This is a genomic window from Alteromonas sp. 07-89-2 (assembly GCF_013113925.1).
GTDB classification, from domain to species: domain Bacteria; phylum Pseudomonadota; class Gammaproteobacteria; order Enterobacterales; family Alteromonadaceae; genus Alteromonas; species Alteromonas macleodii.
Genome location: NZ_VTYM01000025.1, coordinates 1 through 25,983, shown reverse-complemented (window position 1 = coordinate 25,983; position 25,983 = coordinate 1). Strand labels below are relative to the sequence as shown.

22 protein-coding genes and 2 tRNA genes are annotated in these 25,983 nt (G+C 44.7%); 9 read left to right on the top strand and 15 right to left on the bottom strand.

Going from position 1 to position 25,983, the window contains the following annotated elements; translation table 11 throughout:
- Positions 1–96 precede the first annotated feature (96 nt).
- Both gloA and F0261_RS15790 read right to left on the bottom strand, forming a co-directional pair.
- Positions 97–492 carry a lactoylglutathione lyase gene (gloA, locus tag F0261_RS15795; protein ID WP_014978691.1) on the bottom strand — a complete coding sequence of 132 codons (396 nt, stop codon included), beginning with the start codon at positions 490–492 and terminating at the stop codon, positions 97–99.
- A 201-nt stretch (positions 493–693) separates the two neighbouring features.
- Positions 694–1,404 (bottom strand): SDR family oxidoreductase, encoded by a 711-nt coding sequence (locus F0261_RS15790; RefSeq protein ID WP_014978692.1) that lies wholly within the window; start codon positions 1,402–1,404, stop codon positions 694–696.
- 326 nt (positions 1,405–1,730) lie between these two features.
- On the opposite strand from F0261_RS15790, the gene F0261_RS15785 reads away from it, so the two are divergent.
- Positions 1,731–1,943 carry a cold-shock protein gene (locus F0261_RS15785; RefSeq protein WP_014978693.1) on the top strand — a complete coding sequence of 71 codons (213 nt, stop codon included), beginning with the start codon at positions 1,731–1,733 and terminating at the stop codon, positions 1,941–1,943.
- Between the two features lie 169 nt (positions 1,944–2,112).
- A complete protein-coding gene (locus F0261_RS15780; RefSeq protein ID WP_014978694.1) occupies positions 2,113–2,292 on the top strand; it encodes a hypothetical protein in 180 nt (59 codons plus the stop codon).
- Between the two features lie 105 nt (positions 2,293–2,397).
- Here the strand turns inward: F0261_RS15780 and F0261_RS15775 are convergent, their stop codons facing one another.
- Positions 2,398–3,816 carry a M20/M25/M40 family metallo-hydrolase gene (locus F0261_RS15775; RefSeq protein ID WP_171338418.1) on the bottom strand — a complete coding sequence of 473 codons (1,419 nt, stop codon included), beginning with the start codon at positions 3,814–3,816 and terminating at the stop codon, positions 2,398–2,400.
- Between the two features lie 203 nt (positions 3,817–4,019).
- Here F0261_RS15775 and F0261_RS15770 point away from each other — a divergent pair, with 203 nt between their 5' ends.
- Positions 4,020–4,829: a hypothetical protein gene (locus F0261_RS15770; RefSeq protein WP_014978696.1), complete on the top strand. Its 810-nt coding sequence runs from the start codon at positions 4,020–4,022 to the stop codon at positions 4,827–4,829.
- A 78-nt stretch (positions 4,830–4,907) separates the two neighbouring features.
- Here F0261_RS15770 and nth read toward each other — a convergent pair whose 3' ends face one another.
- From nth to F0261_RS15725, 9 genes are all read right to left on the bottom strand, one after another.
- A complete protein-coding gene (gene nth / locus F0261_RS15765; protein ID WP_014975990.1) occupies positions 4,908–5,630 on the bottom strand; it encodes an endonuclease III in 723 nt (240 codons plus the stop codon).
- Between the two features lie 34 nt (positions 5,631–5,664).
- Positions 5,665–6,357, bottom strand: a complete 693-nt coding sequence (locus tag F0261_RS15760; RefSeq protein WP_014978697.1) for an electron transport complex subunit E — start codon at positions 6,355–6,357, stop codon at positions 5,665–5,667.
- A gap of 1 nt (position 6,358) precedes the next feature.
- A complete protein-coding gene (locus F0261_RS15755) occupies positions 6,359–7,243 on the bottom strand; it encodes an RnfABCDGE type electron transport complex subunit G (RefSeq protein ID WP_014978698.1) in 885 nt (294 codons plus the stop codon).
- The gene (gene rsxD, locus F0261_RS15750; RefSeq protein ID WP_014948782.1) at positions 7,243–8,325 is read right to left on the bottom strand and encodes an electron transport complex subunit RsxD; all 1,083 of its coding nucleotides are present in this window, start codon (positions 8,323–8,325) and stop codon (positions 7,243–7,245) included. The genes F0261_RS15755 and rsxD overlap by 1 nt, the downstream gene beginning before the upstream one ends.
- A complete protein-coding gene (rsxC, locus tag F0261_RS15745; RefSeq protein WP_171338434.1) occupies positions 8,325–11,216 on the bottom strand; it encodes an electron transport complex subunit RsxC in 2,892 nt (963 codons plus the stop codon). Before rsxC ends, rsxD begins: the two co-directional genes overlap by 1 nt.
- A 5-nt stretch (positions 11,217–11,221) precedes the next feature.
- Entirely contained in the window at positions 11,222–11,803 is a 582-nt protein-coding gene (gene rsxB, locus F0261_RS15740) for an electron transport complex subunit RsxB (protein ID WP_171338417.1), read from the bottom strand.
- Entirely contained in the window at positions 11,803–12,384 is a 582-nt protein-coding gene (gene rsxA / locus F0261_RS15735) for an electron transport complex subunit RsxA (RefSeq protein ID WP_014975993.1), read from the bottom strand. Before rsxA ends, rsxB begins: the two co-directional genes overlap by 1 nt.
- A 193-nt stretch (positions 12,385–12,577) precedes the next feature.
- Positions 12,578–12,654, bottom strand: a tRNA-Asn gene (locus tag F0261_RS15730).
- Between the two features lie 27 nt (positions 12,655–12,681).
- Positions 12,682–12,758, bottom strand: a tRNA-Asn gene (locus F0261_RS15725).
- Positions 12,759–13,840: 1,082 nt separating this feature from the next.
- Here F0261_RS15725 and F0261_RS15720 point away from each other — a divergent pair.
- From F0261_RS15720 to F0261_RS15710, 3 genes are all read left to right on the top strand, one after another.
- Positions 13,841–15,139 (top strand): MATE family efflux transporter, encoded by a 1,299-nt coding sequence (locus tag F0261_RS15720; RefSeq protein ID WP_207198421.1) that lies wholly within the window; start codon positions 13,841–13,843, stop codon positions 15,137–15,139.
- A 96-nt stretch (positions 15,140–15,235) separates the two neighbouring features.
- Positions 15,236–17,251: an excinuclease ABC subunit UvrB gene (gene uvrB / locus F0261_RS15715; RefSeq protein ID WP_014948785.1), complete on the top strand. Its 2,016-nt coding sequence runs from the start codon at positions 15,236–15,238 to the stop codon at positions 17,249–17,251.
- A 273-nt stretch (positions 17,252–17,524) separates the two neighbouring features.
- Entirely contained in the window at positions 17,525–18,451 is a 927-nt protein-coding gene (locus F0261_RS15710) for a LysR family transcriptional regulator (protein WP_014948786.1), read from the top strand.
- 96 nt (positions 18,452–18,547) lie between these two features.
- Here the strand turns inward: F0261_RS15710 and queC are convergent, their stop codons facing one another.
- Positions 18,548–19,204: a 7-cyano-7-deazaguanine synthase QueC gene (gene queC, locus F0261_RS15705; protein WP_014975995.1), complete on the bottom strand. Its 657-nt coding sequence runs from the start codon at positions 19,202–19,204 to the stop codon at positions 18,548–18,550.
- A 95-nt stretch (positions 19,205–19,299) separates the two neighbouring features.
- On the opposite strand from queC, the gene queE reads away from it, so the two are divergent.
- Together queE and F0261_RS15695 are read left to right on the top strand one after the other, a co-directional pair.
- Positions 19,300–19,974 carry a 7-carboxy-7-deazaguanine synthase QueE gene (gene queE / locus F0261_RS15700; protein ID WP_171338433.1) on the top strand — a complete coding sequence of 225 codons (675 nt, stop codon included), beginning with the start codon at positions 19,300–19,302 and terminating at the stop codon, positions 19,972–19,974.
- A gap of 76 nt (positions 19,975–20,050) precedes the next feature.
- Complete coding sequence (locus tag F0261_RS15695; RefSeq protein WP_171338416.1) at positions 20,051–20,947, top strand: amino acid ABC transporter substrate-binding protein; 897 nt, start codon at positions 20,051–20,053, stop codon at positions 20,945–20,947.
- Positions 20,948–21,015: 68 nt separating this feature from the next.
- Here the strand turns inward: F0261_RS15695 and asnB are convergent, their stop codons facing one another.
- Positions 21,016–22,686, bottom strand: a complete 1,671-nt coding sequence (asnB, locus tag F0261_RS15690; protein WP_014948790.1) for an asparagine synthase B — start codon at positions 22,684–22,686, stop codon at positions 21,016–21,018.
- Between the two features lie 563 nt (positions 22,687–23,249).
- Positions 23,250–24,917, bottom strand: a complete 1,668-nt coding sequence (locus F0261_RS15685; protein ID WP_171338415.1) for a M28 family metallopeptidase — start codon at positions 24,915–24,917, stop codon at positions 23,250–23,252.
- Positions 24,918–24,987: 70 nt separating this feature from the next.
- On the opposite strand from F0261_RS15685, the gene F0261_RS15680 reads away from it, so the two are divergent.
- Positions 24,988–25,857, top strand: coding sequence for a DUF3025 domain-containing protein (locus F0261_RS15680; RefSeq protein WP_014978704.1), 870 nt, complete (start codon positions 24,988–24,990; stop codon positions 25,855–25,857).
- The last annotated feature ends 126 nt before the right edge of the window (positions 25,858–25,983 follow it).

Genomic DNA, 25,983 nt, shown 5'->3' with positions numbered 1-25,983 from the left:
GAGCCGCACGTTTTTAAGTTGATAGTTTGGCGACTTAAGCGTTCAAATCGCTTTGATTACGCTGGCTGCATCTTCAGTTCTTGTTTTTGAGCCATTTCATAGCGAAATGGATTTATTTTGTATGAGTTCTATTGCATACCCATCGGGGTCGCGAACAAAAGCAATCACTGTGGAGCCGCCTTTTACTGGCCCCGGTTTACGATATACATCAGCGCCGCTTGTTTCTAAGTTTTCACAAAACTGATAGATATCATCGACCTCAATCGCAATATGACCATACGCGTTACCTTTATCGTAGGTGTTGTCGCCCCAGTTATAGGTAAGTTCTAAGACGGTACTCTCGGTTTCATCGCCATATCCCACGAAAGCTAGCGTGTATTCATACTCTTTGTTTTCAGACTGGCGAAGAAGGCGCATGCCCATCAGTGAGGTATAAAAGTGAAGAGAGGCCTCTAAGTTTTCAACTCGAAGCATGGTGTGAAGCATTCGCATAACAAATTCCCATTCGAGCCACCGGAATAATGCGGTGGCACACTGCACTGTGATTGCGTGTTGGCCGTTACTTTTTGTACACATATACGGTGAGTACTTTATTTGAGTAAACGCAAACAACACGCTTTTATGATAATTAGGAAATGTTAACGCTTTAAGACAGTTTTACAATTCTCGTTAAACGTACTATGCGGACTGGTATTAATAGCCCCATAGGCCGATATTATCAATTTTAAGACGGCGAGGTTGGCTCAACAGGTACACCACCATGTTGCCTAAGTCTTCATTTTGAATCAGGCCATCGTCCACTTTCTCTGTTTCTGCTTTCTGCGACTGTATCAGTGCAGGGTTTAGGGAATGAACGTGAATACCGTAGGGGCGAACCTCTTCTTGCAACGCTTTTCCAAGCCCCACCATCGCAAATTTTGATGCACAGTAAACGCCTGCATTGGCATAGCCGTTCAATGCCGCCTGAGAAGCGATATTGATAATGTAGCCCTCCTTGTTGTTAATCATGTGAGGCACGACCTCTTTACACATGAGAAAGGTCCCTTTTACGTTAGTATCCATTACTTCGTCCCATGCTTTCTCTGAGGTTTCCCAAATAAGGGTCTCTTTACCAAAGCCACTGTTATTAATTAGGACGTGTAGCTCGCCAAATGTATCTATGACCTTTCTAACAAAACTGGCAACATCAGCGCTTTTCGATACATCACAAACTTGGCCAATGACATTACCTGGGAATAGGGCGTCTAACTGCTCTACAGTCTGCTTGACCGCAGTTTCAGTGCGCCCACAAATGGCCACGTTCATTTCTGCTTCTAGTAGAAAGCGAGCGAGAGTTTTACCTAGCCCTTTTCCGCCTCCAGTAACAATGGCTGTTTTACCTGCTAACGCATACGTGTCTGTCATAATCTGAACCTAAAACAAAAAAGTAAGGTTAGCGCAGCTTTTAAGCACCTTGAATAAACATACGTATTCAAAATACAAACAAAGAATGTGTGAAAAAGGTGTGGCTAAAAAATAATCTAAAAATAATTGGACATCTTCGCGAATAACCTGTACATTCCCGCTCGCTCTAGATATGTTTTATGCTTTACCTAATACTGCGCTGTACCTTTCTTTACACCTTCTAATTGAAGTGCTAGATAGATATACAACTGCTTTACTAGCTTAGTTATGTCTACGGCTATTCGGTGGTTTCCACCATTACATCAATTTTTTAAAAGGTTATTATTATGTCTAATTCTGTAAACGGTACAGTTAAGTGGTTTAACGAAGAAAAAGGTTTCGGTTTTATTACTCCAGAAGCTGGCGGTAAAGACGTATTCGTACACTTCCGTTCAATCACTTCAGACGGCTTTAAAACGCTTGCTGAAGGCCAAGCAGTTAGCTTCGAAGTTGAACAAGGCCAAAAAGGCCCTCAAGCTGCTAACGTAGTGGTTCGATAAGATCTCTAAGCTTATCAAAGGTCATTTCTCCTATCTGAAGTGACCTCGTAAAATATGGGCTCTTTCTGAAACTTAGTGTTCACGCAAGAGCCTAATTATCGTTTTTCGATTTCTTTACCCAACCTGCGAGGAATTCAAAACAAATAACTTAAAAAAAGAAGTATTTACTATGCAATTTCAAAATTCTATCTCTAGCTTTAATTGCGCCATGTCTGGTGCGTTAGTTTCAAATATCTCCATAAATAAAACAACCGTTGCCTTTAAACATGCGAATACTTATCGGCATGTAGAATTGCCATCAAGGCAAGAAGCAAAGCGATTTGTTGCCCAGCTTATTCAAGCGCAATAAAACGTAAGTATTTCGGACTAGCAGAGGCGAGGGCAAGCAGAGTACTGGTAAGCACTGGCCAGCACGAGATGCACTGACCAATGTTTGATGATTACTAGCGTGTAACTACTGTTTAGCTTTTAAGTCAACGTCCGAATCGGCTAACAAATATATACTTGCTGCGTAGGCTGCAATGTTTTGCGCAAGCTCATCGGGGTCAATTTTGTCTAAGGTATCATCTGGCGTATGGTGAAGATCAAAGTAATCTCTACCGTTTTGATTTAACCTAATCGTTGGTACGCCTTTCGCTACTAGCGGAATAATGTCAGGGCCGCCGCCAGCAATGTCTGACCCGCCACGCACTATACCTAGCGGTGATAAAATCTTCGCGATTTCATCGACTAGCACAGTCGCTTCGGGATTCACATTTGACACTACTTGCCAGATAGTTTGCGCACCAAAGTCAGACTCTGTGGCCAGAACGTGATTTTCAAGGTTCTTTTCATGCTGTTTAGCGTAAGCAAAGGCGCCTAATAGGCCCACTTCTTCAGCGCCAAACATGACCACACGAATGGTGCGTTTTGGGCGCTCTGGTAAAGAAGCAATTAACGCAGCAGCTGCCGTGGTAATAGCAATGCCCGCGCCGTCATCAACTGCACCCGTTCCTAAATCCCAGCTGTCTAGGTGGCCGCCAACAAGGATAATCTCTTCGGGCTTCTCACTGCCCACTAAATCCAGTATTACGTTGCCGCTGTTTACTTCGCCTTTCCATTTCGATTCAGAGTGAAGCGACAATGACAGCGGTTTACCTAAGTTATGTAGACGTCGTAAATGGTCTGCGTCAGGGTTTGAGATAGCGACTACGGGGATATCTGCCCAATTATCGCCGTCTGAGCTCATCATGCCTGAGTGAGGGAAACGATGAGAGTCTGAACCTACTGAGCGCACGACCAGCGCTTCAGCGCCGCCGCGTTGAGCATGTTGCCAACCAATTCGGCGACGTTGGTTCGCTTGACCATAGCCTGCACCTGTTTGGCTTTTAACCATGGCGTCGCCGTCTACAAATGCAATTTTGCCCTTAAGGGCACCATCTTTAACTGCGGTTAGCGCGTGAATGTCTCTGAAATAAACGATGTCTGCATTGATCTCGCTTTCAGAAGGCGCTGCGCCGCCAAGGGCTGTGCCGTAAAGCGGTTGGGCATAAGGCGCCGTGAGTGAAATGTGTAGGTGGCCTCTATCCCAAAATGGCATAGTAAATTCTTCTATGCTGACTTTATCAAAACCTAGACGCTCTCCTACCACCACGCCCCAATCTCTAGCTCGTTTTTCTGCTTCAGAGCCGCCCAGGCGAGGGCCAATCTCAGTGGTTAGTGATTCAACAATGCTATAGCCTAAATCACTTTTCAGGGCTTTTTGAATTAATGCTTCCGCATTTTTCTTTTGCTCGTCAGTAATGGGGGAAGTTTCTGCAAAAACACCAAAACTGCATGCACTTACTAATGCTCCAAACGCTAGCCTTCTAGCTATAGTATTCAATCGAGACATATGTTCTCCATGGATTTATTTTTATATTTCTTTTTTTATTTGCGCGAGCAAAACTCTAACCCATCCATCATAGCCAATTTGATTGTCCCTTTCGAGGCAAACCACAAGCGTAAGTCGTGTGTTAGTCGCAAAATCTCTCTACTAGCGTGTCGGGATTAATGTTACCTTTTAAAAAAGGAATTAAGACTACAAGGAAAGTAAATATGAACATATCTCCTTATTCTCATTGCAAGAGTAAAACGTCAACACTGTTAGAATTTATCAAAAACAGTTCTGGCGTCAGTGCAATCGCATGTGCGGTTCTACTTGCGGGGTGCGGTGGTAGTAGCTCAAATGATAACGACAGTATTGTAAGACCGGATTCAGTGCTAGGTATATGGTTTGGGCAAGCGACAACGGTTGAAGGCGGGCAAGAAATGGTCTTAATCGCAGTCTCACCTGAAGGTAAGGCCACAATGTTTTCTGAGGCGTCTCGCGACACGCTAATTGCTCATGGCTCTGTAAGCGAGAATGTCTTTTCGTCAGAAGATACGATGTTGTATCCAGGAGCGAATATGACAAGGCATGGATCAATGCAGGCTACTGCAACAGAAGATTCACTAGAAGGCTCTGCAACAGTATCTGGTCGTATTTTAGGTTTTTCTGCTGACAAGGTCGGCTCTAGCGAGGATGTTTCTCTTACTGATATAGCGGGCAATTATTCTACCTCTCGGGCAGAGGGTTCTTACACTCGCTCATTCGCTATTGATGCAGACGGTATAATCAGTGGTTCAGATTCTAATGGGTGTTCATACTCAGGCGCCGTCGAACCTATCAGTGGAATGAGCGCACTTTTCAATATAACGGTCAAAGCAGATGTTTGCTTTGATGACTTCGAGTATGAGGGACTTCTTGCCTATGGCGCGTTTCCTTTTGAGTTCCAAAACTCAATTAATGAGAGAAAGGGAATTGTCATAGCAGCAGAAGACTCTTCAAAAGCTTTCGCTTTTCGCCAGTTTAGCCCTCAGGATTAGCTTTATTTGATTTGAAAAAAGGAGTCCAAAGACTCCTTTTCAATAGAAGTTGCGTATATTATGTTTCTTACTGAAGCTCTATTTACGCTTCTTCTTAAGCGCCAACTTTTGCTTTTTCTCTTGTTCTTTCAGTACTTCGTTAATAAAACTCTTTCTGCCGAACTCGCGTGTGATAACACACTTGTTTAAGTCGAAACCGCGGGCAGGGCAGTATTCTCTGCCATAAAGGATGATTTGCAGATGCAAATCGTTCCACCTTTCTTTTGGGAACAAGCGTTTTGCGTCACGCTCTGTCTGCTCAACACTCTTTCCGTTCGACAAACCCCAGCGATACATTAATCGGTGGATATGAGTATCTACGGGAAAAGCAGGAATGCCAAAGCCTTGAGACATAACCACAGCGGCAGTCTTGTGACCCACTGCGGGCATGGCTTCCAGCGCTTCAAAGTTTGCAGGCACTTCACCGTTGTGCTGCTTGATGATCATATCAGACAAATGCCAAATGCCTTTGGACTTCATGGGAGATAAACCACAAGGACGGATAATGTCTTGAATTTCTTCAATACTCATCAATACCATGTCGTACGGATTATCTGCCCGAGCAAAGAGCTTCGGCGTAATTTGGTTAACGCGCTCGTCTGTACATTGTGCCGATAGGAGAACCGCAATGAGTAACGTATATGGGTCTTTATGATCTAAAAAGATAGGAATTTCTGGATAAAGGTCATCCAGTATTCGCATGATTTCTTTTACTTTTTCCTGCTTAGAAAGTGGCTTGGCCGGCTTAACTACATCATTCATTTCTAAATACTTTTTTGTTTTTGATTTTTAGCGTTTAGCTTTCAGCTGTAACGCGTACCCGTTCAGCCTTCACTGTAGGCGATGTTTGCTTAGCGGCTAACTTTGCATCAATACTGTTTTTGATAGCAATAAGAAGACCCATGCCTAAAAAGGCACCAGGCGGCAGTATCGCAAGCAAAAACGGATTTTCAGTGTTGAAAAGCGTTATGGTCCAGTTCTCAGCAATTGGGCCAAACAGTCTGTCTGCCCCTGCTAGCAATGTACCTGCACCCAATATCTCGCGCATACCACCTAAAATGACCAGCACCGCGGTAAAACCCAGTCCCATCATGAGTCCGTCGTAGGCAGAGGCGAGCGGCCCATTTTTCGACGCAAAGGCTTCTGCGCGGCCTATGATGGCGCAGTTAGTTACAATCAGCGGAATGAAAATACCTAGCGCTAAGTAAAGGTCATAGGTGTATGCATTCATTAATAGCTGAACAATGGTAACGAACGCAGCAATGATCATCACAAAAACGGGAATGCGGATTTCGTTTCTTACCACATTACGAACGAGTGAAACGGTAACGTTACTGCCAATGAGTACCAACATGGTAGCAAGGCCTAACCCGAGACCATTGATAAACGTCGCGGTAACGGCCAATAGCGGGCACAAACCTAACAGTTGTACCAGCGCAGGATTGTTCTTCCAAAGCCCTTGTAAAGACAGGTCGCGAAAATCAGTCACGTTATAGCTCCTCTACACTATGAGGTTGAGCCTCATTCACGTTAATCGCATCAATTGTTTCAACGGAATCTGTAATTGCGCAGGTGTTAGGAGCGTTGAAAAGTGCAGATTGGTTGGCCTGTGCATAAAGCAAGGCTTCGCGTACTGCCCTTACTACTGCTCTCGGCGTGATGGTAGCGCCAGTGAACTGATCGAACTCACCACCGTCCTTTTTGACCTGCCAAGGCGCCAAATTGTCGGGTGAAAAAGGCTTGTCACTGAACGTCGTTATCCAGTTGCTAACGGCAAGCTCTATTTTATCGCCAAGCCCAGGGGTTTCTTTGTGTTCGATAACGCGCACGCCAAGCACCCTCATACTTATTCTATTGGTGTTGGGCGCATAAATATCGTACGCATTCTCGTCTTGCTCTGATGGGCTCTGAGGTGTTGAGTCAAGCTCGGCCAACTCCGAGAGCGCTAACGCGGTGATATTGAGGTTTTCGCTCTCACCGTCGAGCGAGTCAGTACTCGAGCTGCTTTGTGTGTTTCTACTAACTGGTGCATCCACTTTTACACCAACAACGATATCGATATCGCCGCTGTATCCATCTGGGGCCGTAGCTTCTAACACTAATGCGCTAGGTTGGCCGTTTAATGTCGCACGATATATTTTGTGGGCTTTTTTGTTGCCAAGTTCAGGTGCATTGACCTCTGTGCAGTTGGCGTAAAGGGCATTGTCGTGGAATTCGCTAGGCACGACTTCATTAAGTACGCTTAGCAGCTTTTGCTGCTTTTGTTGCTCAATTTTATCTTGGGTACCAAAAAAAGTGAGTGCTATTAATGCTGTGGTAACAACGGCAAACGCACCTAACATAAGGCCGTTTTTGGCCAAGCTTTCTTTCATCATTAGTGTTTACCTCGACCTTTAACGTTTTTGCCGTACACGCGAGGACGGGTATAGTAATCAATCAAAGGCACCGCCATATTCATAATAATAACCGCAAACGCTACCGCATCAGGGTAACCACCAAAGGTACGGATTATTACCACCCAAAAGCCAATCGCTGCACCAAATATAATGCGGCCTCTTGGTGTTGTTGACGCTGAAACCGGGTCGGTGGCGATAAAGAAGGCGCCTACCATTACTGCACCGTTAAACAGGTGAAATAGCGGTGAAGCGTAGTAATCGGCGTTTGCTAAATGAAGCAGTGATGCACAAACAAACACGCTTAGCAGCATACCTCCCGGGATATGCCAGCTGATAACGCGGGTCTTCCAAAGGTAGAGGCCACCAAGTAGGTATGCAAGACTCACCATTCCCCATCCAGCACCAGCAGCTTCGAATATGCCGCCATCGAAGATTGGCTTCGCTAATGACTCTGAGTATGTTACGCCTTGCGTTAGGTCGGTTTTCAATGTGTCTAACGGTGTAGCCATGGTTACACCATCGGCAATGGTTTTGAGTTGAGTGACATCGTATCCGCTAGTAGTAAAACCAGTAAATATGAGTGATACCGAATCAAAGAAACTTGGCGTAATGCCAGCGTGAGTCGCAGGAGGCAGCCATAGGCTCATAGCCGCAGGGAATGAAATAAGCAGCACCACATACGCTATCATGGCAGGGTTGAAAATATTAAAGCCAAGCCCGCCGTAAACCTGTTTAGCCACCGCAATAGCGAAGAAAACACCCGTTACCGTCATCCACCAAGGTAGGGTAGGAGGAATACTAATTGCGATGAGTAAGCCGGTTAATACTGCGCTGTAATCTGTTAATGTGCGCTCGATGGGGCGATTTCTTAAAAATAAAATCACGCCTTCAATGACCAGTGCACTCACTACTGCAATAATGGCTTGAATGAGCATTCCCCAGCCAAAAAAGAAGGATTGTGCAATCATGCCAGGGAGCATGGCATAAATAACCATACGCATGACTTGGCCAGTATCGCGTTTAACCCGTTGGTGTGGTGAACTCGATAAACTTAACTTCATTATGATTCTTTCTCTTGTTCAGCTGATGCTTTTTTTGCTTTAGCCTTTGCTACTGCAGCTGCAATGCGCGCTTTCTTTTCATCTTGTGCCGTTGGTTGAGAAGGAGCTTGCGTACTTGTTGCTTGACCTACACGGCTAGACGATTCGCTCTGCTCATTTGTTTTACTATTTTCCTGTTCAGCAGTATTTGATGAGGTCGCTAAATTGCCATTACTGTCTTGAGCAAGTTTCTTTGCTTTAGCCTTTGCCACTGCGGCAGCAATGCGCGCCTTTTTCTCGTCAGCTTCATTTGTCGAGGCAGCGTCGTTAGCATCAGTTTGCTCGCTTCCTTGATGTTCTTCCTGCTTAGCCGCTTTTTTGGCTTTCGCTTTCGCCACCGCAGCAGCAATGCGCGCTTTTTTTTCATCCGCTTCGCTCAAGTTGTTAGCTGAATCTGATGCGCTATCACCCTGAGCATTATTGTTTTGTTCGCTGACGCTTTGAAAACTGGCTTCTTCTGGCGAGTTAACGTCTTGATTCTCAATACCAGCCTCGCCATCAGGGCTAGATGCTTGCGTTTTTTGCGAAGCGGCCTTTTTAGCTTTCGCTTTCGCTACCGCCGCTGCGATCCTAGCCTGCTTTTCATCTAGCTGTTCTTTGGAGTGACTGTCTGGTTGCTCATCTAATTGAGTTGGCGCACCTTGCCCTGAAACTGACTTTTCAGGCTGCCCGTCTTCGCTATTTTTAGCAGCTTTTTGCGCTTTAGCTTTAGCGATTGCCGCGGCAATACGCGCTTTTTTCTGCGCTTCAGCGTTTAGCTCTGAATTAGCTTCAGTATCGGAAAGTTCGGTATGCTTTTCGTCTTGAGAGCCCGCAGGTTTTTCTGCTGAAGATGCTTCAGACTGGCTGGCTTGCGCGGCCTTTTTTGCTTTTGCTCTAGCGATAGCGGCAGCAACTTTAGCTTTTTTCTCATCTTCTGGTGATGATAACTGGTTACTTGGCTGTTCTGTGGTTGAGGGTTCGACAGCGCTTTCATCTTGCGTTTCGTTTTGAGCTTGCGCGGCTTTTTTCGCTTTTGCTCTGGCGATTGCTGCAGCAACCTTTGCCTTTTTATCATCTTCTGGCGATGACGCTTGCTCAACTTGCTTATCCGCGCTTTCAACTTGAGCTTCGTTCTGGGCTTGTGCGGCTTTTTTCGCCTTTGCTCTGGCAATAGCTGCCGCTACTTGTGCTTTTTTATCGTCTGCCGCAGCGCTTGGTTTGTTGGTATTTGTTGTATTACTTTCATCCTTCGCGTTGGCCTGCATAGCCGCTTTCTTTGCTTTCGCACGCGCAAGCGCCGCCGCTACTTTGTCCTTGGCCTCAGTTGCGCCAGCATCAACAACGCTATTCGCATTATCGGCTACAGCATTTTCTTCTTTGGCTTTGTTGGCAGCTAATCGTGCTTCTTTTGCTTTTCTATGTTTTTCTTCGCGCTCAAGTTTTTCGCGCTCTAAACGTTCTTTACGTGCTTCAAAACGCTGTTTAGCCTTCTCTGCCTTGTTTTTTTCATCACGCTGAATGCGTATTTCGGACTTAGCCTGGCGGTAGTAATGCACCAAGGGGATTTCACTGGGGCAAACGTAAGCACATGCGCCGCACTCTATACAGTCGAAAAGGTCGTATTCTTCGGCTTTATCGTATTCTTTTGCTTTAGCGTGCCAAAACATTTGTTGGGGAAGCAATGACGCAGGGCATGCGTCGGCGCATGCGCTACAGCGAATACAGGGGCGCTCTGCATTGTCGTCTACCAGCTCTTTTTTTGCAGGAACCAGCAAACAGTTTGTGGTTTTAACCACGGGGATCGTAGCGTCTGATAAGGTAAAGCCCATCATAGGCCCGCCCATAATCACTTTAGGTGTTTTCTGTTTTTTCGGGTTGTAGTTTGCTTCATCCAATAGATGAGAGACGGGCGTACCCAACAACGCTCTAAAATTGCTTGGTGATTCAACGGCTTCACCAGTTACGGTAACAACCCGTTCAATTAGTGGCTTGCCGTGTAAAATAGCATCTGCAATGGCATAGCAGGTACCCACATTGAACATCATCACGCCTACGTCGGCAGGCAATCCATTTCTTGGGACTTCTCGCCCAGTCAGTACCTGAATCAGCTGTTTTTCGCCGCCGGCAGGGTATTTAGTCTCAACGCTAACAACGCGATAGTCTTTCTTGTCCTGACAGGCAATATTAAGTGCTTCGAAAGCCTCTGGCTTGTTGTCTTCAACCGCAACTACAATGGCCTTCGGCCCAATAAGGTGAGTTAGAATGTCTAGACCCTGGCGTATTTGCCAGGCGTGCTCACGCATCAATCGATCATCAGAAGTAATGTAAGGCTCGCACTCAATCCCATTTAAAATAAGAAACTCAACAGGTTTAGACGTTGAGGTTTTTATATGGGTAGGGAAGCCGGCACCACCCATTCCTGAAATGCCTGCTTGGCAAATAGCTTCTATAAGCTTGTTCTTATCTATGTCGCTATAGTTTGCTATTGGAGATAGGTCGCACCATGTGTCTTTACCGTCAGGACGTATCGAAATACACATTTCTGTTAGGCCGCTAGGGTGCGCTACAACATGCGGAGCAATCGCAACAACCTCGCCCGAGGTTGGCGCATGAACTGGCACAGAAAAAGGCAATGAGCTTTGCGAAAGAATTTGGCCTTTCAATACGGTATCGCCAACTTCTACGCAGCAGATACCGTCCGAGCCAATGTGCTGCCTTAAAGGAACAATCAATAATTCGGGTAGCGACGGTTTCTTTATTACTGATGTATTAGATAGAGATTTCTTATCGTCGGGATGTACGCCACCTGGAAATGAGTACATCTTTCCCGCTTCAAGGGTTTCTATAATTGAATCAAAACTTGGATACATCACAATTACGACACCATTTTGATGGGGATATCACCTTTAGGCGATGATTCAAAATCCCACTTCCATGTAGAGGTTGTTTGAGCAATTGGCACCATGTCGATACAGTCGACAGGGCAGGGATCTACACATAGGTCGCACCCTGTACATTCATCAGTAATAACCGTGTGCATGTGTTTGGCGGCACCTAAAATGGCATCGACAGGGCAGGCCTGAATACATTTGGTACAGCCGATACATTCGTCTTCGCGAATAAAGGCAACTTTTTTTACGTCTTCGTCACCATGAGCTGCATCAAGGGGTTTAGGTTCAACTCCCATCAAGTCTGCAAGTTTTTTAATCGTTGCCTCGCCACCAGGTGGGCACTTATTAATATCATCACCTTCAGCAATTGCCTCAGCATAAGGCTTGCAGCCTGGATATCCGCATTGGCCACACTGAGTTTGTGGTAGTACGGCATCTATTTGCTCAACAAGCGGGTCGCCCTCAACTTTAAAGCGAATACTCGCGTAGCCCAGAACCAAGCCAAAAATAAGCGCAAGGACGCCAATGGCAACAACGGCGAATATAATTGCGGTAGATATCGTCATTACACTTTCACCAGTCCACTAAAGCCCATAAATGCCAGGGACATGAGACCAGCAGTTATCATAGCGATTGAGGCACCTTTAAAAGATACAGGTACATCAGCAGCAGCTAAACGCTCACGCATGGCCGCAAATAACACCAGTACAAGAGAGAACCCCACAGCAGCGCCGAAACCATAAATAAGACTCTGCATGAAATTATGCTGTTCAGTAAGGTTTAATAGCGCTACACCAAGCACTGCACAGTTGGTTGTGATAAGAGGAAGGAAAATACCTAACAATCTATATAAGGTAGGGCTGGTTTTGTGCACGACCATTTCTGTGAACTGAACCACCACAGCGATAACAAGAATAAAGGCAAGCGTTCTAAGGTAACCGATGCCCAGTGGAGCAAGTAAATAGGTTTCCACTAGGTAGCTCGATGCAGAGGCAAGGGTGAGTACAAATGTGGTGGCCATAGACATGCCCATGGCAGTTTCAAGTTTGCCAGACACACCCATAAACGGGCATAAGCCGAGAAACTTAACCAACACAAAATTGTTAACCAGTACTGTACCAATCAATAGCAGTAAAAATTCAGTCATGAATAACGCAATTCCTTCGAGGAATTTTGACGGACAATGCCCGTGAATTAAAAAGAAAAACAGATTAGGTCTATTATCCCTTTTTAGAACGGGTTTAACAACTTGATTGAATTAGGGTTATTTAATGTCTAAACGCGTTGTTTTAGGAATTAAAATAGAATGAAGTGGGTGAGGCGATTAAGAGCCAACTAAGTGGCTCCCCCTCCCCGACTCGAACGGGGGACCTGCGGATTAACAGTCCGTCGCTCTAACCAACTGAGCTAAGGGGGAATCGACACCTGAGTTGTTTGCTGAAGTTGGCTCCCCCTCCCCGACTCGAACGGGGGACCTGCGGATTAACAGTCCGTCGCTCTAACCAACTGAGCTAAGGGGGACCTGTGCTTCAACGGAGGCGAATATTAAAGACGTACTTAGGAACTGTCAACAACATAAATGAAATATTTGTGCTGACTGCGCAAAAAATAGCTTTTTACGGCTTTTGTGTTCATTTTGTCGTCAATGCTGAGAAAGTGATGGTTAATAACTGCACATTATTCCCTCATTGCTTATGAACAAGAGGTTGTTTTAGTAATTGATAGTTTTACCCATCTCGTTTTCTTATATATCTCACTAAAGTTAAAGTATATAACTAAATAGAATAAAAAAGCGCTTCCATACTGGTATTATGTACAGGCTTTCATAAATCTGTAACCTGTACCTGAGGATTAAAAGGTTAGTCACCACTTACGTGCTGAGAAATTAATCGAGCACGAAATCCCGCCGAATATGGTCTGGCGTTAGTTATCCACTAAATCTGTGGATAACTATGTTGATAGCTTAGAATCGCTGTAGTTATTTACGAGATCGCGTACGTATTGATCTACTCAAGTTATGGCGTTATTGAGTGGATAAGCTTTTTAATACAGAGGGTTAGGGTGTTTTTTTTGATCTTGTTTCTCGATCGAAATAGATCGGTTGAACAAAAAGTAGCTTGTGTGTTAATTCAACGAATGCCTAAATGCTATTCAATGAAATCCATCTTAATTCTCAATGCCTTACATTTTGTTAACATTTTTGTGTGTCTTTTAAACGCTCTATTTAGATAGCTAGATGCGCCCGAGACGTTTTGCCTGCATATCAAAAGTGAAACAGGATAGAAATTAAACTGTAATGAACACATACGCACGTGTTTTGATTTATTTTTACAAAAAACTCGTAGTTTTGTGGCGTAGCCAGCGAAATGGTTCATCGCACGTACTTTTGTCAAAAACATCGCTTTTCATACAACCCTCTTATGCTTTGTTTTGTTTGTCGAATACGCATAGCTAAATAGTGTTCACTCTTTTACACTAACGCGCAATTGATGAGGGGATTTTAGTTTGCCGGAGCTCAAGTGATAAAAAGTAACGCTAAACAACGTACTTCCGACTTATTGGAAGGAAATATAGGTACTACGTTAAAGCGTATGACTATTCCCATGATACTGGGAATGGTAATGATGATGAGCTTTGGACTTATCGATACCTTTTTTGTGAGCTTGTTGGGCACCGACCCTTTAGCCGCTATTAGTTTTACCTTTCCCGTTACTTTTACCGTAATAAGCCTAAACATAGGCTTAGGTATTGGTACCTCTGCAATTATAGGCAAGTTACAGGGCAGTAAAGAAATAACCAAGTCTCAACATTATGCGACGGGTTCATTAATGCTTTCCGTTTTGCTTGTGGGTGCACTAGCTGCAATTGGCTTTTTCACCATAGAGCCTGTGTTTAAGTTGCTTAATGCAACAGACAATCTAATGCCGTACATATCTGACTATATGGGGCTATGGTACTTGTCGAGCATCTTTCTTGCCATGCCGATGGTTGGCAATAGTGTGCTGCGAGCGTGTGGCGATACCCGCACACCCAGTATTGTAATGGCGGCAGGCGGCGGATTAAACGCGTTGCTTGATCCTATTTTCATTTTCGGACTTGGGCCCATTCCGGCAATGGGAATAAAAGGTGCGGCACTCGCTACCTTTATAGCGTGGATAGTTGGTGCATTATGGATTCTTTATATTTTAGCCGTTCGTCGAAAGTTGATGTTGCCTCGACTGCTGACACTTGCCGAGCTGCGTGATAGCAGCCGTGAAATTCTCAAAATAGGACTACCTGCGGCGGGTGCAAATATGCTTACCCCTGTTGCCGGTGGCGTGATGACAGCTGTAGTTGCTGGTTACGGCGCCGAAGCGGTTGCAGCGTGGGGAGTGGGAAATAGAATGGAGTCTATTGCAAGTATTGTTGTGCTAGCACTTTCCATGACACTGCCTCCATTTATCAGTCAAAACGTTGGAGCAGGCCAAGTAGAACGGGTAAAAACGGCATATTCGCTTACATTGAAATTTGTTCTGGTTTGGCAGTTCGCCATTTTTCTTGTCATGTGGGGACTATCTAGCTGGATAGCCGTCGCCTTTGCTAATGAAGCAGAGGTAAGCGTGCTAATACAGCTGTTTCTTATGATTGTGCCGCTGGGTTATGGCATGCAAGGCATTATCATTCTGACTAACTCATCGTTGAATGCCATGCATCGCCCAATGACGGCATTAACGTTAAGTGTCATCCGCTTATTTGTTTTCTTCGTACCTATCAGCGTTGCGGGTAGTTTTCTATTTGAACTGAAAGGGTTATTTGCTGGAACGGTCATTGCCAATATTGCAATGGCGTGTGTTTCATTTGTTGTTTTCAAACGTGCGATTACTCAGTTTGAATTAGATAAAGAAACGTCTGAGCACAGCTAATACCAGAGCGGTTATTTAGGGCTGTGCGTTTTTAATGTTGAGTAGTTTGACCGCAAGCAAGATGTTAAGCAGTAAGCTAAAGAAAAGGTTAAGTAAATGAGTAGAGGGTTTGAGCTTCATTCTAAATACAAGCCAGCAGGCGACCAGCCAAAAGCAATAGAAGCTTTGGTGGATGGTCTAGAAAGTGGCTTGGCCGGCCAAACACTGCTTGGTGTTACGGGGTCGGGTAAAACCTTTACCATGGCTAATGTCATTAAAGAAGTGCAGAGACCAACGCTTATTCTTGCACACAACAAAACCTTAGCGGCTCAGCTTTACGGTGAGATGAAAGAATTCTTCCCCAATAACGCCGTAGAGTACTTCGTTTCATATTACGATTATTATCAGCCAGAAGCCTACGTTCCAAGTACAGATACCTTTATTGAGAAAGACGCGTCAATCAATGATCATATTGAACAAATGCGACTGTCCGCCACTAAAGCGTTGATGGAGCGCAGAGACGTGGTCATTGTAGCGAGTGTGTCGGCTATTTATGGTTTGGGGGACCCTGAATCTTACATGAAGATGCTATTGCATCTTCGCCAGGGCGACACCATGGACCAACGTGACATTTTACGTCGCCTTGCAGAACTGCAGTACAAGCGTAACGATTTAGCGTTTGAAAGGGGTACGTTTCGTGTGCGAGGCGATGTTATAGATATCTTCCCTGCGGACTCTGAAAAGCAAGCCGTAAGGGTCGAGCTTTTTGACGATGAGATAGATAAAATTAGTCTGTTCGACCCGCTAACCGGGGCTGTCGATAAGTCAGTTATTCGAGCAACGGTTTTTCCTAAAACGCACTATGTAACCCCTCGAGAGAAAATCCTCAATGCTATTGAGCATATCAAGGAAGAACTTGGCGATCGTAAAAAGCAACTTCAAGAGGCGAATAAGCTGATAGAAGAGCAGCGTATTTCACAGCGCACCCAGTTCGATATCGAAATGATGATGGAGCTTGGCTATTGTTCCGGAATCGAGAATTACTCTCGCTATCTTTCAGGAAGAGCTCCGGGCGAACCACCTCCAACCTTATTGGACTATTTTCCAGCAGATGGCCTAATGTTTATCGATGAGTCTCACGTAACGGTCTCTCAAGTAGGGGCAATGTATCGCGGGGATCGCTCTAGAAAAGAGACCTTGGTGGAGTTTGGTTTCAGGCTGCCGTCGGCGTTGGACAATCGTCCGCTTAAGTTTGAAGAGTTTGAACAGATTTGCCCCCAAACCATCTATGTTTCTGCGACGCCAGGCGATTATGAATTAAAGAAAACTGACGGTGAGATAGTAGAGCAGGTTGTGCGTCCAACGGGCCTGCTAGACCCTGTTATTGAAGTACGTCCTGTAGCCACTCAGGTTGATGATGTCCTGTCTGAAATACAAAAACGGGTCGAGCTTGACGAACGTGTGCTTATTACTACCTTAACCAAGCGTATGGCTGAAGATTTAAGCGAGTATTTAAATGAGCACGGCGTTAAAGTTCGTTATCTGCATTCGGATATCGATACAGTAGAGCGAATTGAAATAATCCGAGACTTGCGACTGGGTAAATTCGACGTGTTGGTTGGTATTAACCTGTTACGTGAAGGTCTAGATATGCCGGAAGTGTCGCTGGTGGCGATTTTAGATGCCGACAAAGAAGGCTTTTTGCGCGCTGAACGTTCGTTAATCCAGACTATTGGTAGAGCCGCGCGTCACGTGAATGGTAAAGCTATTTTGTACGCTGACAGTATTACCAAGTCGATGAAAAAAGCGATGGACGAGACTGAACGCCGTCGTGAGAAGCAAATGGCGCATAATGAGGCAAATGGTATAACGCCGATGCGACTTAACAAGCCTATTACCGATATTATGGACTTAGGCGACAGCGCGCACCCTGCGTCTGGAAAAGTCAGACTGCGCAAAGTTGAAGAGAAGAAGAAGCAACAGAAAACAGCAAGTGCTACTGAATTAATGGACCAAATCACGGAGCTTGAAAAGCAGATGTTTGAATATGCGCGTGAGCTTGAGTTTGAAAAAGCAGCATCATTGCGTGACGATATTGAAGCACTTCGAAAGCAGGTTGTTACACTCTCTTAAAAATGGCGATGTGTCCCGCTAGCAAAGGCTGTATGTGGGTTCTTTCCGTATAAAACCGGATAACTCACTACAGCACTTTTCCTTTTGGTGTAAGAAAATCCCCCTTTTTTCCTGTGGACAATACGACTTGACGTCAGTTTTTTGGTAGCACAAAACTCAAATTTTTAATAAAAAATGAGATGAAAAGCCGCAAAATGTCGTTGTAATAGCACAATTAGTTGAATATAGTTCTAAGTTGAGTATCGATAACTATACCTATAAACAGGTGCTAATATGCTTAATCGTCTTCAGGAGTCAGATATAAAGCTACTGCGTGTGTTTTACGCTGTAGCGAGCTGCAACGGATTTACTGCGGCAGAACCCGTGTTGCGTATGCAACGACCCAACATCAGTGCAGCCATCAAAAAACTGGAAGAACGTTTAGATTTGGTGTTATGTCATCGCGGTCGTGGTGGCTTTCAAATGACAAAAGAGGGTGAGGTGGTTTTCCAAGAAACCAAACGCATCTTTAATGCCTTCGACAACTTTGTCTTCAATCTGAAATCGCTACATGATGACTATTCTGGTCATATCACTTTGGTCTTAATGGCTGGTCTTCCACTTTCTATGCACTTGGCCGTAAGTAAAGCGGTTAAAAGCACAATGAAGAAGTTTGACGATATTCACGTTAATATCCAAACTCGTTTATACAATGAAGTTGAGCATGTCGCTCTATCTGGTGAGTGCCACCTCGTTGTTTCAACCTATGACATGGTCAAACCGGAATCAGTAACTTTTCATCCTGTCGGCATCAAAACTGAAGGGCGATTGTACTGTGCGCCTACACACCCTCTGGCAAAGTATCGTGATACTGATTTACCAGAAGGCGTAAAAATTGGTGATTATCCTGCCATTGGTATTTCCGGATTGTCGTCGGCAAACTACATTGAAGATGAAACCAGATTATCGATTCAAACTTTCTCAGACTCATTTGATGCAGCGATGTCTGCGATTATGACCGGCGAGTATGTTGGTTTGCTGCCAGACTATATGGCGAAAGAGCAGGGCGCCGCACTTGGGCTTGTACCTATTGCAAAAGGGAGCTTATTTAAATTTAGTCACGAACTGTTTGTGATGAATGGAAAAAATACGCGATTAAACCCAGTATTACGCCACTGTATTAAAGAATTGAGCTACTTCATTTCAGAGAGTCAAAAGTAGTAGCAGCAAGCACCTGCGATCACACCTCTTATTGTTTAAAAATGCTTGGATTAAAGCGCTTTTAAACAATAAGAGGTGTTTTTATTTCAGCTTACGCTATTCGTATTCTAGAGGATCGACGGCGTTATTTTCCTTGAACGCCTCTAAGCGCTCTTCGCACGCACCGCATTTTCCGCATGCTTTTTCTCTGCCGTTATAACAGGTCCACGTTTGGCCGTAATCCAGTCCCATTGACAGACCATCGGTCAAGATAGCGGTTTTGCTGTCGTCGATATAAGGCGTCATTATCGTAACCGGTGTATAATTCGCAATGCCGCACACATCATTCATTTTATGAACAAACTCAGGGCGGCAGTCTGGGTAAATGGCATGATCGCCAGAGTGAGCGCCATAGTATACTTCGTTAGCGTCTAAACTGACCGCGTAGCCAACTGCCAGCGATAACAAAATCATGTTGCGATTGGGCACCACGGTTTGTTTCATGCTTGGCTCTTCATAGTGGCCTTCTGGAACTTCGATATCTGAGGTTAACGCTGAACCCCCTATGAGCGTATTTATGGCGCTAATATCTACAATTTTGTGGGGAACGTTAAGCGAGTTACACACGTTGGCAGCATAATCGAGTTCTTTCTTGTGGCGTTGTCCGTAGTTAAAGCTCAGTGCATGAACTTTTTTGCCTGCTTTTAGCGCTTTATGCAGCACTGTGAAGGAGTCCATGCCTCCTGAATAGATAACAACAACGTTTTCTGACATAGTTTTTCGAAGATTTAAGAAATTATGCCCGAATTTTATGTGATCCTTGGTAAAATCCCAACATACAATCGTTAAAGGGTGTCAAATTGTCTGCAATGTCCACATTAAACATCAATGAGATGTTTGAAACTATCCAGGGTGAAGGTGCTCATACTGGTATTCCCTCTATCTTTGTTCGTTTACAAGGCTGTCCTGTGGGCTGTCCATGGTGTGATACGAAACATACATGGGAAATTAAGCCTGACTTGAGTGTGTCGCCACAAACTGTGATCACAAAAGGCGAAGAGTCTGAAACCTATTTCATCTCCAGTGAGGAGGCTTTGCTGGCTGAGTTTGGGAAACAAGGCTATGTGGCAAAGCATGTGGTTATTACCGGCGGTGAGCCATGTATGTACGACCTACGTCCTCTGACGAGCCTACTTCACAACAACGGATACACAACACAAATAGAGACCAGCGGTACTTTTGAGGTACTTTGTGACACGCGTACGTATGTGACGGTTTCTCCTAAAATAAACATGAAAGGCGGATATGACGTCTTAGTAAGTGCGCTTGAAAGAGCGAATGAAATCAAGCACCCCATTGCAATGCAAAAACATATAGACGAGCTTGATGCGCTGCTTGCTAGTGTATCTTCATTAGACGGAAAACAGGTTTGTTTACAACCAATTAGCCAGCAAAAGAGAGCCACAGAACTTGCAGTGCGTACTTGTATTGAACGTAACTGGCGGCTATCTTTACAAACACATAAATACATTGGTATTGAATAAGTGTTTGAAACGCGCCGGCTTTATGGCAAACATGTCTTGCGCTTAAGTAATCAAATTAACAAAGGACAGAAAGAAGATGCATAGCTTTAATCTGCTAAAAAAAGCCGTAATAGCGGCCGTCGCTTTATGTTCTTTTACTGCTGCACCAATGGTTGAGGCCGCTACTTGGACAATCACTTATCCGCGTCCGATTGACGACTCAGATGCCCGTGCTCAATATCCGATAGCACTGCTTAAACTTGCGCTCGATAAAACCGGCGTAAATTATGAGCTACGCCCTTCTGATCGTATATTACTGACGGGCAAAGCGATGCGTCAGCTACGCGAAAACCGAGAAGTCAACGTAGTATGGAGTATGACGGACAGCCAGCGCGAGAAGGAACTGACCCCCATTCGTATTCCAATCGCAAAAGGGCTTATAGGTCTTCGTGTTTTCGTTATTAACGAAAATAAAAAGACGAAGTTTGACGATGTATTATCGCTGACCGACATGCGTAAACTTATACCCATTCAGGGTGAAGAATGGCCGGACACCAAAATTCTTCAAGCCAACGGGTTTAACGTGTTTACTGTGCCTGAGTTTCGCGAAGCGTATGACATGATTAAACAAGGTAAAGGGGACTTCTTTCCTCGTTCTGTTATGGAAGTGGACGCAGAGCTGGAGGAGGAAGGTCGTCGTAACAACCTTTACCTTGAGCCTTCAATGGCGCTGTATTACCCCACCGCTATGTATTACTTTGTAAGTTCAAGTAACAAGACGTTAGCGAATCTTATTGAAACAGGCCTTAACAGAGCCATTGAAGATGGGTCTTTTGATGCGTTATTTGAATCTACGTACGCCCCAATCTTAGCGTCTTTAGGGGTTAATGAGCGTAAGATTTTCACTCTCGAAAATCCATTATTACCCATTGAGACCCCTCTTACTAATTCTGCTTTATGGTATAAACCAAAAACAGAAGCTTTAAAAGAATAAATAGACAATAAAAAACGCGGCTTAGACCGCGTTTTTTTAAATGTTAGATCTACTTGTACGATTGTCTATTAAGACTCGCCTGCGTGGACGCCTTTCATCGAACGTCCAGAAGGATCTGCGTTGTTTTTAAAGCTCTCATCCCACTCAAGTGCTTCTGCTGTACTACACGCAATAGATTTACCGCCTGGCACACAGCGCGCCGCACTTTCTTGAGGAAAGTAGCTCTCGAAAATAGTGCGGTAGTAGTAGCCTTCTTTGGTGTCTGGTGTGTTAACTGGGAAGCGGAATTCCGCTGTTGCAAGTTGCTGATCAGTCACTTCGTTTTCAACGAAATCGCGAATTGAATCAATCCACGAATAACCTACACCATCACCAAACTGCTCTTTTTGACGCCACAGCACTTCTGCTGGAAGGGTTTCGCCGTTATCAAACGCTTTACGAAGGATCCATTTCTCCATTTTTCCATCTAGACACATTTTGTCTTGTGGGTTTAAACGCATAGCTACGTCAATGAAGTTCTTGTCTAAGAATGGCACACGAGCTTCTACACCCCATGCTGATGTGGCTTTGTTAGCACGCGCACAGTCAAACATATGTAGACGATCAAGTTTACGTACCGTTTCTTCGTGGAATTCTTTGGCGTTTGGCGCTTTATGGAAATACAGGTAACCACCAAAAATTTCATCAGAACCTTCACCCGATAGCACCATTTTAATGCCCATCGCTTTAATCTTGCGTGTCATTAAGTACATTGGAGTAGCGGCGCGGATCGTTGTTGTATCGTAGGTTTCCAAGTGATAGATAACATCACGGATGGCATCTAAACCTTCTTGAATAGTAAAGTGAATTTCATGGTGTACGGTGCCAATCATGTCGGCCACTTTCTTCGCTGCCTTGAGATCCGGTGCTCCTTCAAGACCTACAGCAAAACTGTGCAGGCGAGGCCACCATGCATCTGTCTTGTCTTCGTCTTCAACGCGCTTTGCAACGTACTGCGCAGCGACAGCTGAAACCAGTGAAGAGTCAAGACCACCCGATAGAAGTACAGCGTATGGAACGTCAGACATCATGTGTGACTTCACAGCTTTCTCGAATGCTACACGTAGCTCTTCTAGGTTGCTGGTGTTGTCTTTTACGTTGTCGTATTCCATCCAGTCGCGTTTGTAGTACTTGGTGATTTTACCTTCTTTGCTCCACAGATAGTGGCCAGGAGGGAACTCACTGATTGTCTTACATACGCCTGCTAACGCTTTCATTTCAGATGAAACATAGAAGTTACCGTGTTCATCGTAACCGGTATAAAGCGGAATAATACCAATATGGTCGCGGGCAATAAGGTAAGCGTCTTGTTCTTCATCGTATAGAATGAACGCAAACATACCCTCTAGTTCATCGATAAAGTCGATGCCTTTCTGCTGAAAAAGCGGAAGAATAACTTCGCAATCAGAACGGGTTTTAAATGGGTACGGCTCATCTAGATTAGCAGCAAGTTGCTTGTGGTTGTAAATCTCGCCGTTAACGGCAAGAATTTGTTTATCGTTTTGGCTGATAAGAGGCTGCGCCCCTGTATCAACATCGACAATCGCCAATCTTTCGTGACAAAGAATGGTATTGTCATTATTCCAGATACCCGACCAGTCAGGGCCACGGTGGCGCAAAAGTTTTGATAAATCGAGGGCTTGGGTTCTGAGTTCAGACACATCGGTTTTGATATCAAGGATACCGAAAATACCACACATATAACGGATTCTCTCTGTTCACTTGTTGAAAAAAATAATAGAAGTTTTTTCTGTCGGTACTCGCGTACGAGTGGGCGATGGTTTGTTGTTATTCTTATTCGCGTGCTCCTGAATGTGCCAGTCTGACAGGAAATTGCAAGTACATTATGATGAGAAAATGGAAATTCTTATTCCATTTATCCCAAAATAGCCGTTTATTAACATTTTTATCCTAATTCCATGCAAAGGTAAGCTTGTACCAATCCGCAAAGATAAGTGCCCACTCAGAAGGCGCTGGCAAGTTTCCTAGCAAAGCGTGGAAATGCAGGAATGGTTGTTCCCTTTCAAATTCCCAGAATGAAGCTAGGAAGCTTGCCAGACCTTCCCGAAGGGCGAGTTTTAAATGTCCGTACTCTTTGTTGTGTCACCTTGATGTATAAATCAGTGCTTAATATAGAGGGAAGTGACTTCAAATGTAGAGGGTAGTAAATTAATGTGGCTCAATAAAAAAGGGTTTCACGAAGAAACCCTTTATTAACGATAAAGAAGACGCGGCCTTCTTTGCGTTTTTACGTCAAAGTGTTTTAGTTTTGGCGCTGGAACTCGCTTGCTTCATTCCACTTCGGCCAAGCCTCTGCATTTGCAACACCTACACCCACATCAAACAGCATTTGCGTGTCTTGTACGATACCGCTTAAATCCCAATCCTCACGATACTGATCGCACACTTGGTGATAGCAGCCCGTAACAATGACATTCATACGTTTTCTGTATTTGGCTGTCTCTTCATCTGCTGGTTCATTTCCGCCTTCAGCGTACAGTGCTGGAACACCTTGCTTGGCAAAGCTGAAGTGATCTGAGCGGTAGTAATACCCAGCTTCTGGTCTGTCTTCTTGAGTCAGTGTACGGCCTTGCTTAGCTGCAGCGGCTTCAAGATAGTCTTCCATTTCTGACTTACCCATGCCTACAACGGCAACGTTTTTGGTCTTACCTAATACGTTCATTGCGTCCATGTTGATATTAGCAACCGTATTTTCAATCGGAATAACAGGATTGCTTGCATAATATTTACTGCCTAACAGCCCTTGCTCTTCAGCAGTTACTACTAAAAATGATACCGAGCGTTTTGGTGCAGGCGTCAACTCTGAGTATGCTTTGGCCATGGCTAGAATAGCCGCAGTGCCCGTGGCATTATCATGAGCGCCATTATAGATTTGGTCGCCTTCTTTGCTCTCATCTTTACCTAAATGATCCCAATGTGCCGTGTAGATAATATGCTCATCAGGAAACTCTGCGCCCGGCAGAGTCGCGATAATGTTGTTGCTCTCCGACTTTTTGAAGGTGTTGTTAACCGTAACCGATGCTTTGATATCCATTGCTTTGCTGTAAGGACCTTGCATGGCGTTTGCTTTCTCTTGGTCAAAGTCGAGCCCTGCATCAGCAAACACTTTTTTCGCTGCATCTAACGTTAACCAACCTTCAACAGCCACACGACTTGCTCCTTTGTCGGCACTTACTAGGCCGTACTGCGGACCACTCCAGCTGTTAGCTACAACTGACCAGCCGTAAGAGGCAGGGGCAGTTTCGTGAACAATAATGGCGCCAGCAGCGCCCTGACGGCTCGCTTCTTCATATTTGTAACTCCAACGACCGTAGTAGGTCATCGTTGTGCCTTGAAACTTACCACTTTCTGGATTTTCAAATCCTGGGTCATTAATTAGCATGACGACTGTTTTGCCTTCAACATCTAACCCTTCGTAGTCGTTCCAGTCGTACTCTGGTGCATTCACACCATAGCCAACGAAGACTAATTCTGAATTTTCGAGCGACACTGAGTTCTGTTCACGCTTGGAAGAGGCAACCATTTGCTCTTTATATGTGAAGTTGTTGTCGCCAATAGTCATGGTCATATCTGGGTCAGCCGTAATTTCCATAAGGGCTACTTTTTGTAAAAAGCTATCGCCATTTCCCGGTTTAAGCCCCGCTTTGGTAAATTCACTAACCAAGTATTCAATGGTTTTCTTTTCGCCTTCAGTCGTCGGTAAACGGCCCTCAAACTCATCTGAAGACAGTACCTTTAATGGCTCGCGAATATCGGCGTCTGAAATATTGTTGTAAACACTGTCAAAGTTAGACGCCACAGGCATCTCTTTTTTCGCAGACTGATCTTGTGACGCGCTGTCGTTGTTAGGTGTGCAAGCACTTACGCCCAGAAGGGTAGGTACAAGCAATGGCAAAAACATTTTTTTCATTGTTAGTCTCTGTTTGCTCTACAATACTTGCTCAGTATAGAGAAAACCCCAGAGCGAACCAATAGTTGATATGCAATCAGACTCAATCCCTTTCTGTAAAGACTACTTAAAAAAACACGCAAGTTATCCTGTAACCATTCTTTTAGATGAACTCGGTTTAATGAGTCATAGTAAGTTTCCATCTCCTGATGTGCTTAATGAACTTACATCTAGATATCACAAGCAATGGACGGGGCCTGTATTTAAAGGACAGAGTCAGTTTTCAGAAGATGAACAGCGTTACTATGAAACGATTATTAGTGAAGATGGGGTTGTCCCTACCAGAGAGCAAAGCTGGCACGATTTGTTTAATGCACTAATTTGGCTGCAATTTCCCAAAACAAAATCCTTATTAAATGAACTGCATATAAGCGATATCGAGGCGTACGGCGTAAACCCTCGCACCGCACGTCGCAATCGGATTACCCACTTTGATGAGTGTGGCGTGGTGCTGGCGATAGAAGAGCCCAGACCAAGTGGCGTTGAATCGCTAGAAGCTTTCTTACAGCAACTGGCCACCCATGAATGGGAACAGGTATTTCTAGCAAATCGAGAGCGTTGGCATGCTGAAGTAACGCCCTATGTATTTGGGCATGCGAATTTAGAAATGATGCTGAACCCGTTTATTGGGCTTACTGGAAAGTGGCTCGCGGTTTCAGTGCCTCAAGGATTTAGTGAGCTCGATAAATGGCAACAACGCGCCGTACTCGACGATGCAGTGTCAGCCCGAATTTCAGCACTCGATGCTTTTCAGATCACACCGCTCTTAAAGCCCCTTCCTTTGTTAGGCGTGCCTTTATGGCATTCACCGCAGGATGCGAAGTTTTATCAAAATAAAGATTATTTCAGGCCGTTACGACAAGGGGCTAAGCCAACTAAACAGCTGCCGCTGTGGATGTAATACCAATCCGCATAGATCATTACCCACTCAGAAGGCGCTGGCAAGTTTCCTAGCAAAGCGTGGGAATGCAGGAATGGCTGTTCCCTTTCAAATTCCCAGAATGAAGCTAGGAAGCTTGCCAGACCT